Annotated in this window: 9 protein-coding genes; 2 read left to right on the top strand and 7 right to left on the bottom strand. The window is 44.2% G+C overall.

Annotated features, from left to right (window positions below; translation table 11 throughout):
* Positions 1 to 185: 185 nt before the first annotated feature.
* From ABDW33_RS09685 to ABDW33_RS09670, 4 genes are all read right to left on the bottom strand, one after another.
* Positions 186 to 1574: a SusD/RagB family nutrient-binding outer membrane lipoprotein gene (locus ABDW33_RS09685; protein WP_343689858.1), complete on the bottom strand. Its 1389-nt coding sequence runs from the start codon at positions 1572 to 1574 to the stop codon at positions 186 to 188.
* Positions 1575 to 1619: 45 nt separating this feature from the next.
* Complete coding sequence (locus ABDW33_RS09680; protein WP_343689857.1) at positions 1620 to 4691, bottom strand: SusC/RagA family TonB-linked outer membrane protein; 3072 nt, start codon at positions 4689 to 4691, stop codon at positions 1620 to 1622.
* Between the two features lie 900 nt (positions 4692 to 5591).
* A complete protein-coding gene (locus ABDW33_RS09675; RefSeq protein ID WP_343689856.1) occupies positions 5592 to 6284 on the bottom strand; it encodes a LuxR C-terminal-related transcriptional regulator in 693 nt (230 codons plus the stop codon).
* 182 nt (positions 6285 to 6466) lie between these two features.
* A complete protein-coding gene (locus ABDW33_RS09670; protein WP_343689855.1) occupies positions 6467 to 8890 on the bottom strand; it encodes an MMPL family transporter in 2424 nt (807 codons plus the stop codon).
* A gap of 117 nt (positions 8891 to 9007) precedes the next feature.
* Between ABDW33_RS09670 and ABDW33_RS09665 the strand changes: the two genes are divergently transcribed.
* On the top strand, positions 9008 to 11149 hold the full coding sequence (locus ABDW33_RS09665) for a two-component regulator propeller domain-containing protein (RefSeq protein ID WP_343689854.1): 2142 nt from the start codon (positions 9008 to 9010) through the stop codon (positions 11147 to 11149).
* A gap of 17 nt (positions 11150 to 11166) precedes the next feature.
* Positions 11167 to 11898 carry a DNA repair protein RecO gene (gene recO, locus ABDW33_RS09660; RefSeq protein WP_343689853.1) on the top strand — a complete coding sequence of 244 codons (732 nt, stop codon included), beginning with the start codon at positions 11167 to 11169 and terminating at the stop codon, positions 11896 to 11898.
* On the opposite strand, the gene ABDW33_RS09655 is transcribed toward recO, so the two are convergent.
* The 3 genes from ABDW33_RS09655 to ABDW33_RS09645 all read right to left on the bottom strand — a co-directional run bounded on the left by ABDW33_RS09655 (position 11873) and on the right by ABDW33_RS09645 (position 13847).
* Positions 11873 to 12661, bottom strand: coding sequence for a UDP-2,3-diacylglucosamine diphosphatase (locus tag ABDW33_RS09655; protein ID WP_343689852.1), 789 nt, complete (start codon positions 12659 to 12661; stop codon positions 11873 to 11875). The two genes, recO and ABDW33_RS09655, sit on opposite strands and share 26 nt — an antisense overlap.
* A gap of 41 nt (positions 12662 to 12702) precedes the next feature.
* Positions 12703 to 13137: a hypothetical protein gene (locus ABDW33_RS09650; RefSeq protein ID WP_343689851.1), complete on the bottom strand. Its 435-nt coding sequence runs from the start codon at positions 13135 to 13137 to the stop codon at positions 12703 to 12705.
* A 74-nt stretch (positions 13138 to 13211) separates the two neighbouring features.
* Positions 13212 to 13847 (bottom strand): lactate utilization protein, encoded by a 636-nt coding sequence (locus tag ABDW33_RS09645; protein WP_343689850.1) that lies wholly within the window; start codon positions 13845 to 13847, stop codon positions 13212 to 13214.
* Positions 13848 to 13852: the final 5 nt, after the last annotated feature.

Raw genomic sequence — 13852 nt, 5'->3', positions numbered from 1 at the left:
ACTTTGCCGTAAGCTTCCTTCAGATTCCACTTCGCAGTGGACACCCTTGCTCTTGGCTAATGGTTGGCGATTACAAACCCCCATAACGGACTTCCACCGTCAAGTTTATCGCCATGCATGGCGCACAAGAAAAAGGGCGTACATCTCACGATGTACGCCCTTTTTGGTATGAAGAGTTGAAAGGATTACAGTGAGTCCCACCAAACTTTCGCGAAGATATCTGTTACGTTAATAGCGTTTGCTTTGTTGTAAAGCAGTTCGTTATTTTCGGTAGGGAGTCTTCTTGGAATTTCATTCTTACCGGTTACGTTGTCTGCATTTGGAGTCAGCACTGGATAACCAGTTCTACGCCATTCAGACCATGCCTCGATCTGAGTGAACAGTGCAATGTATTTCTGGGTTGCGATCATTTCTTCTGTGATTGTAGCAGCTGTAGCAGAAGCGTGAGCAGCGATATAGGCAGCAGAAGGAGCGGAACCAGTTACCTGCGTTACAGCCTTGATTACGGCAGCATTGTAGTTAGCTGCAGCTTCGGCGGTATTACCCAGGCGCAGGTTAGCATCCGCCTTAATAAACAGTGCTTCGGAGTAGGTTACCAAAGGAATTGGAGCTCCCTCACCAGCAATGTAAGAACCAATGTCAGAAGTGTTTACATCCTCAGAAGAAGGAGCAGCACCTACATAGGTACCAGCGGCAGTCTTTGCAGCATAATATGGCAAGCGAGGGTCATTGTAGGACGCTAACAGATCAACCAGGAATTTACCCATCTTGAGGTAGTTCTTTCTGTCTGCGTTGAAAGCATTCCATTGGTTCAATTCAGCGGTAACAGTACCATATTGAGCCATTGCATCACCAGCATCAGTTACATTCGCAAGGTAGCCAAGGGCCTTAGTTGCAGATCCGGTAGCATCACCTTTGCTGAGGTGGTTAGCAAAACGTGCCTGCAGGATACGGGCAGTATTTACCCATTTCTCAAGATCACCACCGAAGATGAAGTCGTCAGAACCGATGGTATAGTTATTAGTACCACCAGTAGCGGTCAGGGTGGTAATGGCTTCATTCAGGAGGGTCTGAAGGTAAGTATAAACCGCTTCCTGTGTATCGAATTTAGGTGTCTGGTTACCGGTGATGTTACCCATCCCTGCTTCGGTAGCAGGTACATCGCCCCATATGTCAGTGGTAGCTCCCAGCGCCATTGCCTTCATGATTTTCATTACAGCTGCATACTGTTCGTTGGTCTTTCCATAATTCTCGATCAGGTCATTTGCAGGCTGAACGATGTTGTTATAGAGGTTATTCCAGTCGTTAGTATTAGCTGTATTCAGCAGTTGGTACTGATCGTACTCCAGCATCTGCCCCTGAACACCACCAGCTTGTTGTGTCAGAATAGCAGAGATCCTTGCCAACGTACCTGTGTAAGAAGCGTAGAGTCCCAGTTCTGCTGATGAAAGTATCAGTGGGGGGGTTGCTATGGTTGGGTTGTTAGGGCTTTCACCATAACCTTCTGTAAATTTTGAGCAGCCTTCCGCCATGAATAACAGCGGTAATGCTAAAAATATCAAGACTTTTTTCATGACTTCGTCGTTGTTATTATTTTGAATAATACCTTTTAATGCACTTTAGAATCCAACTCTCACGCCAACTGCATAAGTTTTAGTACCTGGGTTGTTGAAGTAATCAAAACCAGTCAGGTTAGAGCCAGCACCAGTTAAGCTGGTTTCAGGATCTACGCCTTTGTACTTGGTATGTAACCACAGGTTACGACCAGACAATGTCAGTTCTACTGATTTAATCGGGCTGGATTTGGCGAAGTTGTATTTGTAACCCAGGTTCAGCTCACGCAGACGAACCCAGGATCCATCTTCAACTGAGTTTTCAACTGCGGCACCTGGACCATCACCTTTGTATGTGCGGAAGTATTGCTGAGCAGTAACTTCAGTTGTATTAGGCGTGTATTTACCATCAGCACCTAATACCACACCCTCGATTATGTATTTTCTTTCGCGATCACCAGATTCTTTAGTTCTACCCAGGTTGTTCATTCTTGCATAGGTACCATTCCAGATCTTACCACCATGTCTTACATCCAGCAGGGCAGACAGGCTAAAGTTTTTATAAGTGAAGGTAGTTCTTGCACCACCAGTCCAGTCTGGGAATGGATTACCGAGGTTACCACTTGCAGCAGCAATTGAAGGTAAACCGTTCGCACCGATTACGAGTTGACCAGCATCGTTACGCACCCATTTAGAACCATATAATGCACCATATGGCTGACCTACGATCGCATAAGAGCCGATAGAAGCGAAGGCAGATTCAACACTGTTTTCTGTAACACCTTCAGCCAGTGCCAGTACAGTGTTTTTGTTTCTTGCGAAGTTTACCTGCACATTCCAGGTGAAGTCTTTCACCTTCAGCACATCAGCAGATGCTAATACTTCTATACCCTTGTTCTGCATCTTACCAGCGTTGTCCAGGATGTACTGGAAGCCAGAAGAACCAGCGATTGGTCTGTATACGAGGATGTCGCTGGAAGTCTTATTGTAATAGGTCAGTTCCACGTTCACACGGGAGAACAGTTTGAAATCCAAACCAAATTCTTTTTCCACGCTTCTTTCTGGTTTCAGACCTTTGTTACCCAGCGTGTTGCTCAGGCTCATACCATTCTGACCTTTGAAAGGGAAAGAGTTACCATCAGTAAAACCATCCGCAAAGCTAGGAGAAGTATAAACTGTGTTAGTAGAATAAACGCTAGGGCTCTTACCACCAGCAGCGATAGCAGCGCGAACTTTACCGTAAGTGATTACGTTATTAGCTGGAATAACTTCAGAGAATACCCAGCTACCACTTACTGAAGGATAGAAGAAGTTATTCTTTGATTGACCAAAAGTAGAAGACCACTCATTACGACCTGTAGTAGTCAGGAAGAACTGATTCTTGTAACCAAATTCCAGATCATAGTACAGTGCAGATGTTCTCTTAATAGATGTAGAGTTATCAGCGTACAGCGTAGAAGCGTTATTCAGGTTGTAATAGTTAGGAATAGACAGCTGGGTACCTTTTGCATAATCATTTTGGCTCTGCTGTTGGAATACGTTACCACCCAGGTTAGCAGTTACGTCCAGTTTGTCTGCGAAAGTTTTATGACCACTCAGAATCAAATCAGAGTATATGTCTCTGCTTGTTAAAGTATTCTCTTCAATCTGACCCAGATAGTCACTCACAGCGTTAGAACCGATCGCGAAGATCTGTTTGCTGAACTGAGTATACATGTCAACACCAGTACGGTTGGTCAGGGATAACCAGTCAAGGATCTTGAAGGTTGTGTTTAAGTTACCGTAGAAGCGGTCAGTTTTATCCCTGTAAGGATTGTTATACAAACTCCAGTATGGGTTATCGTATCCGGCAAAATAGTTCTTGCTGGAACCATCTTCATTCTTGTAATCAGCCAGGTTCCAGGAGATAGGAGCCCTCATCAGCGGCAGCATTACGCCAGTGATGTTAGAACCGTTCTGCGCTTTTGTACCTTCAGTCAGTACATAAGATGCAGAAACAGCCATTGTCAGTCTTTCGGATATCTTAGAATCAGCATTGATACGTACAGTAGTTCTCTGCAGATCAGTAGTTGGAATAATACCATTCTGGTCTACGCGGTTCAAAGACAAACGGAAAGAAGTATTCTCGTTACCACCTGTTACAGATACATCATGTGTAAAGTTTGTAGCAGTTTTAAAGAATTCTTTCGTGTTGTCATAAATCCTTGCACCACTTATAGAACTCACTGCAGGTCCCCAGCTATATGGAGTAGCACCTGGTTGATAAACCGGTGTTGTACCTGGAGCACCCTGGCTATAAATTTTCTGCTCTTCAGGCAGTTTGTTTACTTTATCCCAACCAGCATTAAAACTATAAGTTACTCTTGTAGCACCGGCACGACCTCTTTTAGTCGTATAGATGATTGCACCAGAAGCAGCATTTGCACCATACAGGGCAGCGGCAGCTGGTCCTTTCAGTACCGTAACTGAAGCGATATCATCAGGGTTGATATCCAGTGCACGGTTAGAGTTATTTACACCCTGTAAGTTTGAGTTATAAGGGTAGTTTCTTGCAGAAGTAGAGTTTGTGCTGTTATCGATAGGTACACCATCGATTACGATCAGTGGCTGGTTGTCCAGGTTGAAGGTAGCGTTACCACGAATGATGATCTTGGTAGATGCACCTGGCGTACCACCGGAACCAATTACCTGTACACCGGCAGCTTTGGAAGCCAGTGCCTGGATAACGTTGTGTTCGTTAGAATTGATCAACTCATCGGCGCCGATCTTCTGAACGCTATAACCCAGGGATTTCTTTTCTTTAGAAACACCCAGAGCGGTTACCACAACTTCATTCAGTTGTTTATTATCTGTACCAAGGGCAACAGAGATATTTGCAGCGCTGCCTACGGCTTTTTCCTGGTTTACATATCCTATGAAGGAGAAGATCAGTGCGTCGCTGGAAGCGGCTTCAATCTTGTAACTACCGTCAGCACTAGTTACAGTACCTTTGGAAGTACCCTTCACTATTACTGACACTCCAGGTAAGGGAGACCCGTCTTTGGTATCAGTTACCTTTCCCGTAATTGTTCGTGTTTGTGCGAACGTCTGTAACACGCTCATGGCCACGAACAGCCATAGGAGTAATCCTTTCTTCATAAAAGATAATTGATTTGATAAAATGAACTTGTTAACAATTATATCAGTATTCCTCATAAGCAATATTCAATAGATAAAAAGCAAAACCTCTCCCACGCCATTAACGGCGTATAACAAAGCAGTTAAAAAATTCATAAGCAAACAGGCAATTCTCTTGTTCATTTTAACATCTCAAGTTCATTCCCCCTTTCTTCAATGCTGTTTAAATAAGATACAAGCGACCCCTAATTCTGTGTAACCAAATAATAAATTCCGACTTTATTCGATCATCTCTAAGCAAAACCAATAATAATTCGTACACTACATGTTACCATGCAATAGATTCGGGCACCAAAATTCAGTTCACTAGTTTTTGTTCAGTAAGCACTTCACGAGATGATGTAGTGATAATGTAGGGTTGTATGCACAATACATATCTGTCTCAGCAGCTCCTTTCATCTACAATTGATTTTGGCTTAGATTTCTGTTGTTGTAATGTTACTTTATTATTATTTAATAGGTTGGCAAGATAATTAATAAAATGTTAAAACGCACATACAATTTTCATGTTATGTCGCTTTTATTTTGTCATAAAATTGTAAGGATAGACTATTATAGGCGGTTTTATGGCATTACTTATCCAAGTTAAGTTTTAAAGGATTGTCAAAATAATGTTATAAAAATCCTAAAACTTATCGTGAATTACTTCATATTAAAGAAAATATTAAGGCAAGCGGTAAGATTACCGCCTGCGCGCTCATCAACCAAAATCTAAATCCGGGTTAAACCAGATTTAAATAAAAATTTACGTCTGATAACAGTTTAAAAGGGGAATTTGATTTGCCTTCCACATACACGCACATCGCTAACCGGCCTTTTATAAAGGCTGGCAGCGCTCCCTCCCTAAAAATTCATTTTTGCCTAAGATAGGCTTAGTGGCTGTGTCTTCAACAACTCCAGCAATGTTTCATAGATATCTTCATTCCTGTTATTATACCGGAACTCACATTCCTTCAGGTGAAGATAAACCGTGCTCCGGTTTAGTCCCTTGAACTTGGCCAGGCGATGCTTGGTCAGTCCCCAGAACGCATCTACATCTTCGGTAGCATTGCTGGCTCCTTCGTTTTCAAGATTGTAAAGCCTGTATTGCCCCAGGTCAGCGACGTTGCTAAAACGTCTGATCTTGTCAGCTGCACTCTGGGTTTCCAATATTGATCGGTTACTCCTGACTACAGAATGAATCATGGAGCGGCTTACATCGGGCAGAATCTCAGTATGCAGGCGATCAGATGCACGATATATACCAAAGACAACGGGCTTGATATTCCTGCTTACATCTGTCTTTACGGGAAGTGAGGAGTCGGATTCTTGAGTGGCTGGGACTGCTTTCCGTTCAGTAGTAGTGGTTGAACGTAAGGGGTCGGTTGGCAATAAAGATTCACAGTGCCGGGCTATCTGTTGTCTGATTTTCTTAAGATAACTATTAACAGTAACCCGACTTACTCCACTTATGCTGGCAATCTGAGTGGCCGTGAGATCCTCGGCAAATAGCCGTAGTATCTCCTTAAATTTACGCTCAGATAAATGAGCGCCCTTTAAGTATTTGTTTTTCATGAACTAAAAGTGGTTAGAATGGCATCCTAAACCTCTTATTTTTTAATGGGTATAATACACCCTTTTATACAAGCGGCTAAAACTGGGGGATGAGTGCCTTGCACTAGATTATTTGAAACTAAAAAGCTCAATGCCAGTGCACTGGCATTGAGCTTTTTGCTATTTTGGATATTCTTTTTGGTCTATTTATTTCCTTCTTCGCGGTCTTTTAATCCAAGTTTGGACATCTCTACATCTTCTTCATCATCCAGTGTGTTCCATAACTGTTTCTTCTGTGCCTTTTTAATCAGGCCCTTCTCCATCCATAACAGCAATGCAGGCAAAATTGTTAAGTTCGTAATCATTGCCAGCATCAATGTCAGCGAGGTTAACCAACCTAATGCCTTTGTACCTCCAAATTGAGAGAACGCAAAGATCATGAAACCGGCAAACAGGATCAGCGAAGTATACACAATACTTAAACCCGTTTCATTGATCGTTTGTTTTACCGTTGCAGAAATATCCAGGTTATGATGTGGTAATTCCTGCTTGAAATTCACCAGGAAACGAATCGTTACATCAATTGCAATACCCAGCGCCACACTAAACACAAGTACAGTAGATGGCTTCAGCGGTACGCCTGCCCAGCCCATCACACCTGCTGTCAATGCCAGCGGAATGATATTCGGGATCAGTGATATAATCAGCATCTTGAATGAACGGAACAGGTATAGCATACAGAAGATGATGAGTATAAAGGCGAGTAAAATACTTTCCATCAATCCATCGATAATAAAGCGGCTACCTTCCAGGAAGATCACGGTGCTACCTGTATAAGTCACCTGATAATGTGTGGTATCGAAGATCTCATTTACTTTCGGCTTCAGTGAATCCAACAGGATTGGCAAACGACGGGAACCTACATCCGCCATATTCACACTTACTCTTGCTACCTGACGGGTGCTATCCATAAAGTTTGACACCAGTTTGGTAAACATGGCTGCTTCCTTGCTTGCATTGCCTGTATTCTTCATACGCAGATAAGGAGCCAGGAAACCGATATCAAATGAGTTAGGCACTGCATAGTTAGTACTGTCTCCATTGTAATAAGCCTGCTTTGCGAACTTAATACCCTGTACTACTGACAGCGGCTGTGCAAAGTCGGGTTGTACTGCAAACAATTTAGATAACTGATCCAGTTTATCTAACGTCTGTAGATTGATTACTCCATTCTTTTTCTTTGTATCAACTGCTATTTCAAGCGGCATTACCCCTTTGAAATTCTGCTCAAAGAATTTAAGGTCGAGATACAACCTGTCTTCCTTCGGAACATCATCCAGCATAAAGCCTTCTGATTTCAGACGCAACATACCGGAAACAGCAACGATCACCATTATTGCAGTACCGACATATACAACGGGTCTGTACTTAAATACCAGTGCATTCAAGCCATCGAGGAACGCGCGGAAGAAGCGGTTATTCATATAGCTGGTATGCTTCATCTTAGGTGCTGGCAGATAGCTCAGTACAGCAGGGAGGAAGATAAAGGAGATCACAAAGATCAGCATGATATTCAGACCTGCTACGATACCAAATTCTTTCAGCAGAGAGCTCTTGGTAAAGCAGAATACACCGAAACCAATGGCTGCTGTCAGGTTCGTAAACAGGGTCACAATACCCATACGCTGGATCATGTGTACCAGTGCCCTGGTCTTATTCTGATCTTTGGCGTATTCAGTATGGTATTTATTGAGGAAATATACACAGTTCGGTATCCCGATCACCACAATCAATGGTGGAATCAGGGCAGTGAGCAATGTGATCTTGTAACCTAACAATACGATAGTAGCTACTGACCAAACTACCCCCATTGCTACCACGACCATTGACATCAGCACGGATCCCAGTGAACGGAAGAATACAAAGAGGATCAGGGCGGTCAACACAAATGACAGCACAAGGAACATCTTCATTTCATTTGCCACCATCACCGCCATGATCGTGCGGATCAGTGGCAGACCACTCATACGTACCTGCGTATGGTGTTTGGCACCGAAATCATCGCCCAGCTTCATGATATCATTCACTACCTTGGTACGACCAGCTGATGCCATCACCTCCTTGTTCACACTGATCATCATAAGATATGCGTGTGTGTCAGGGTTGTACAACAGCCCTTTGTAAAAAGGCAGGTTATGAAATACATTGCTAAGACTATCAAGTACCACCTGGTCTTTGATGTCACCTCTGAACAGCGGCTGCGCTACCAGTTTGTGGGTGCTGTCATTCTTCAACAGATTAATGGCCACAGGTACACTCAGCACATTCTCTACATATGGCACCTTCTTGAGGTCATTATTTAGTTGTACATAGTCGTTGAAAAATCCGGCATTAAAGAAACTGTCCGATTGAACACCCAGTACGACCATGTTTCCATCCTGACCAAAGAGTTTTGTGAATTCCAGGTACTCCTGGTACTTCGGATTGTCAGTAGGAATGGCTTTGTTGGACTCATAAGATAACTGGACCTGGCTGGCGAAATATCCCATTACTGCGGTAGCTGCTAATAGTGCTATCAGCAGTGGGAGCCTGAATTTTAGTACGAAACCCGCTAAGCGTTGCCACATAAGCATCGTTGAATTTAGTAGGTCGTAAAGGTAATCAAAGTTGTCTAAAAAAATGGGCGACTCAGCCTATATCACAGTAATTGTCATAAAGTAACAACATATAACTATTTTTGATGCATGTACCGGTTCCTGCTTTCCCTATATCTTTTGTGCCTTGGTCCGCTGCTGTTACCAGCACAAACCCTTATCGGACAATGGCAGTCATGGCTGCCTTCTCTCCCGGCAATCGCCGTAGCCCGGCAGGGAGATAAGGTATATTGTGCTACCAGTTACGGCCTATTTTCCCTTACGACTGGCGCAGAACAGACCATCACCAGGTATAGCAAAGTCAACGGTCTTCATGATATCGGGATTCGGGCTATCTGCTGTAATGAGCATGGGGTGCTGATTGCCTATCACAACAGCAACCTCGACTTTCTGAGTGGTAGTAACAGCTACAACCTGCCTGACCTTTTCAGGAAACAAACTCCGGAGGACAAAACCATTTTCCGCATGTATGCCGGGGGGAGCTATGAGTATCTATGTACCGGACTGGGAGTGGTGGTGGTGAATACAAGCGTACCTGAGATTGCAGCTACTTATGCCCTTGGACCGGTATATGGTTTTACGATCCTGAAGAATCAACTATATGCTGCTACTGCTACCGGCGTGAAAACAGTTCCTATGACGGGCAGTAACCCCGCCGATTTCAGAAACTGGTCAACGGTAGGGCAATTCACCGATACCGTGCATAATATTGTCTCTTTAGGTGAAAGCATAATTTGCCAAAAAGGCCGGGCGCTTTATCTTTTGAAGAATGGGACCTGGGAGCCTTATTATACGGGAGCTGCTAACATGACGGTACAAGGTGACTACCTCACCGTTGTCGATGATACCAGTATTGTTTATATCGATAAAGATGGTGTCGCAGGCGCTCCCATTCAAAATGCACTATTAAAATCGATTCGTCAAACGACGGGAGATAACCAGTATACCTGGGTGGCGGACTCACTTTCCGGATTGCTTCAATATGATGGGCATGAGTTTTCCACTATCCTTCTCAATGGACCGGCCAGCATTCTTACAGGGCAGTTACTCTTTACGAATAACATCCTGTATGCTCCTGCTGGTGGGGTATCTGACAGCTGGACAGCCAACAACAACACCGGGGTTTACTATACTTATGAAAAAGGAGACTGGCATCAATACACTGACAGCCTGCACCACGATATTACGATCATGACTCCTGATCCTACCGGCAATGGTATGTATGCCGGCTCCTTCGGAAATGGCCTCCTTCATATTGCCAGTGATGGTACACGTACTTATGAACTACAGGGCAACAAAATAAGCGGTCTTACCACGGATGCCTCCGGAAATCTCTGGATAGCCGTTTATGGAGCTACTTACAACCTGTTGTGCAAAAAGCCTGATGGTAGTTACCTTAGTTTCCGCAGCAGCTATGCGCAAAGTGGTAACGCTATCAGCCAGTTAATAGCAGACGAAGCCGGGCAGATATGGATTGTATCACCACAAAGCAACGGCGTTTTCATATACAATACTTCAACAAATCAATGGACGCAGTACAGGCAGGGAAGTGGACAAGGTAATCTGCCCTCCAACGACGTCTATTGTATGGCAAAAGATAAAAACGGAAGTATCTGGGTAGGAACTGGTACCGGTGTTGGTGTCATTCCATGCAGTACCTGTGATGCAGTATGGCCGGTTATTCAACGGGGTAATTTTGCCGGCTACCTCTTCCAGGATGAACAGGTGACAGCAATCGCTGTTGACGGCGCCAACCGCAAATGGATAGGTACACACAATGGCGTATGGCTGGTGAATGATGACGGCACCAGTATTATTGAAAACTTCACCACTGATAATAGTCCTTTACCCGGCAACCGTATTTATAGCATTACTATCAACCCTACTACAGGAGAGGTATACTTTGCCACCAATCAGGGGCTTATGTCTTACAGGGGTACGGCGACGGAGGGAAGAGTGATGAAACAGGATTCTGTACTGGCATTTCCAAACCCTGTACCACATGACTACAGCGGGAATATTGCTATCAGTGGTCTGGCCGGAAATACGTTGGTGAAGATTACGGACCTAAACGGCAGGGTGGTGTATCAAACCTGGTCTAAAGGTGGACTTGCTATGTGGAATGGATTAGATTATACAGGACACCGGCCTCAAACCGGAGTTTACCTGGTATTTGCTTCTAATGCCACTGCAGGAGAACAGCTCGTGACAAAGATAGTGTTTATTAATTAGCCTATTTTTGCAGGGTAATGTTACACAAAACACGTGGTATAGTCCTCAGAACAGTTAAGTATGGCGAAACAAGCGCCATTGTAACTATTTTCACAGAGCTGTTCGGCATTCAGTCATATATGGTGAATGGGGTTCGGTCTTCGAAGCCAAAGGCCAAAGGTAACCTGTTTCAACCGGGCAATATACTGGAGCTTGTCGTGTATCATTATGAGCAAAAAACTATTCAGCGTATTTCTGAATTTAAACTTGGCTACATCTATACTTCTCTGCACTTCAATATTATTAAGAATACTGTCGCACTCTATCTCATAGAATTGTTACAGAAAAGCCTGAAACAACCGGAGCAAAACCTTGATCTCTATTATTTTACAGAGAGGGCACTGGCAGCGCTTGATCAGGCCCCATTAGGTATTGCAGCGAATATTCCATTGTACTTCACTTTGAAACTGGCTGAACAACTGGGGTTCCGCCTGAATGGACGCTTTTCTGAATATGCACCTTTCCTTGATTTGCAGGAAGGTTCGTTTACAGATCTGCCGCCTCATCATAACAATTACCTGGATGCAGTGAACAGTGAAATTACGGATCGCCTGTTCCAGTGCCAGGAGTGGGTACAATTGGGAGAGGTCGTGATGAATAAAGATAAAAGAAGGAAATTACTATATGCTTATCTGGACTTCTTCAAGCTACATATGCCGGACTTTCAGGAAATGAATTCCCCGCCTATTTTGCATGAGATTCTTGATTAAGATACTTCAGGGTAGTAGTCGTACCATCGAATTCTGCATAGGTAAAGTAACGCAGCCAGTCACCAAGGTTAATATAATGGCTATTGGGCCCTATTGCAAGATCTAAAGGCAGGTGACGATGCCCAAATATAAAGTAGTCGTAGTGAGTCGTTTTTAAAATGTCTTTGCTGTATACTGCCAGCCACTCATTCTCTTCTCCCAGAAATTTCTCATCGTGCTCTCCACCGGTAGCAGCGCGGCTTTTGCGGCTGAAGTAATTCGCCAATCCGATCCCCCACGAAGGGTGAATCAGGGAAAACATCCAGCGGCATACCGGGTTACGAAACACCTTTTTCAGCATCTTATAGCCGTGGTCACCAGGGCCTAAGCCATCGCCATGACCAATATAGAACTGTTTCCCTGCAATTTCGTAAGTCTGCGGCTCGTAATACACCGGAATATCCAGTTCATCTTCAAAATAGCCATCCATCCACATATCATGATTACCTATGAACACTGAGATCCCAATACCATTGTCACGCAGTTCGGCCAGCTTGCCTAACAGCCGGGTATAGCCTTTGGGTATGACCTCTTTGTATTCAAACCAGAAATCGAATATATCGCCTACCAGAAAGATATGCCCTGCATCTTTGGCTACTTCATTCAGCCAGGCAACGATCTTTCGCTCTCTATCTCTGCTGCGTACCATATCTGGTGCACCCAGGTGAAAGTCTGAAGCGAAATAAACACGTTTGCCAGCTGGCAGTTGAATTTGATGATGCATGAGCCTTTAATTGCGCCTGCAAAGATGAAGAAAAAATGTGATTACCTGATACCGGCTTCCTGTACGGCAGTTTCGATATCGGTGAGGTCAGCCTTGACAGGATCATTGAAACTGTCGAAAAGGAAGATCTCCCAGGCATACTTCTCATGCATGAGGTTAATGTCTATATCTTCGCCGTTCTTCTTGTGAAACTTCAATTTTACCCTGCTCGTACTGATAATTTTGATACCGAGTTTAGCCAGATAGGTACTATCTGCTGCCAGTGTAGCATTGTTTGTCTGCTCCATAGCAGCGAAAGAATTCTTGTTGAAGGTATTCTTCAGGTAAGTCAGTTTATTGCCGGCAGGATGGAATATTACGGCACAGGTATCGGCAACGACGAGGGTACTGGTAGTGTCGCTGAAGTTACCACCGCCTCCATTGCCACAGGAGGCGCACATGACAATAATGGAAATAAATAACAGAAACCGTGTCACTTGCTGGATTATTTAAAAGAACAGCGCATGACGGGGTCACGCGCTGTACAAAATATTATTAACTGATCATTTACTTATTCATCTACCAGAAATACATACACTTCTTTCGGACCATGTATACCCACCACCAGTGTTTTCTCGATATCTGCCGTGCGGCTTGGGCCGGAGGCGAAGTGAATAGAGGAGGGGAGGTCTCCATGGTATTTCTCCTTCATCCTTGCGATGGCATCTTTCAGGTCGAACACCAGCTGGTGTGTATAAGCGATCACGAGGTGGACCGGTGTATAAACAGGCAATGCTCTTCCGGAATGCTGTGCGGCGCTCAATACCATAGTACCTGTGCGGGCTACCAGCATTTCGCAGTCAGTGATGGCAGCCTGTGCTGAATGCATGTCACCTTTGTTCAGTCCGGGCAGTTGATTCAGTTGCAGATCTTTGATCAGTGCCGGCGTCTGGCAGATGATATCTGTCCATTCCCGGGTGGCGGCCAGTGCCTGCAGGTTTTCCAACAGTTCGGCCTTACTGGTACAAAAAACGAATTTGCCCTGCAAGCGGGCAAATTCTTCTGCAAATTTCATTTCCAGTCCTTCATGTTCTTTCACAAAGACGGAGTTGTTACCTTCCGAGTTAGGGAAAGGCAACTGTACCGACTGGCTCAATGCATTTCGTACTCTTTTGAGAATATTTTCCTTGGCAGGAGATACTTTCATATCAA

This window comes from Chitinophaga sp., assembly GCF_039596155.1.
Taxonomy (GTDB): Bacteria; Bacteroidota; Bacteroidia; order Chitinophagales; family Chitinophagaceae; genus Chitinophaga.
This window is presented reverse-complemented; position numbering and strand designations above follow the sequence as displayed.

What these genes read in the sequence shown, in the direction of transcription:
- ABDW33_RS09680 (WP_343689857.1), bottom strand. Translation starts at nt 4,691, where the DNA reads ATGAAGAAAGGATTACTCCTATGGCTGTTCGTGGCCATGAGCGTGTTA.
- ABDW33_RS09670 (WP_343689855.1), bottom strand. Translation starts at nt 8,890, where the DNA reads ATGTGGCAACGCTTAGCGGGTTTCGTACTAAAATTCAGGCTCCCACTG.
- ABDW33_RS09665 (WP_343689854.1), top strand. Translation starts at nt 9,008, where the DNA reads ATGTACCGGTTCCTGCTTTCCCTATATCTTTTGTGCCTTGGTCCGCTG.
- ABDW33_RS09685 (WP_343689858.1), bottom strand. Translation starts at nt 1,574, where the DNA reads ATGAAAAAAGTCTTGATATTTTTAGCATTACCGCTGTTATTCATGGCG.
- ABDW33_RS09675 (WP_343689856.1), bottom strand. Translation starts at nt 6,284, where the DNA reads ATGAAAAACAAATACTTAAAGGGCGCTCATTTATCTGAGCGTAAATTT.
- ABDW33_RS09655 (WP_343689852.1), bottom strand. Translation starts at nt 12,661, where the DNA reads ATGCATCATCAAATTCAACTGCCAGCTGGCAAACGTGTTTATTTCGCT.
- recO (WP_343689853.1), top strand. Translation starts at nt 11,167, where the DNA reads ATGTTACACAAAACACGTGGTATAGTCCTCAGAACAGTTAAGTATGGC.
- ABDW33_RS09645 (WP_343689850.1), bottom strand. Translation starts at nt 13,847, where the DNA reads ATGAAAGTATCTCCTGCCAAGGAAAATATTCTCAAAAGAGTACGAAAT.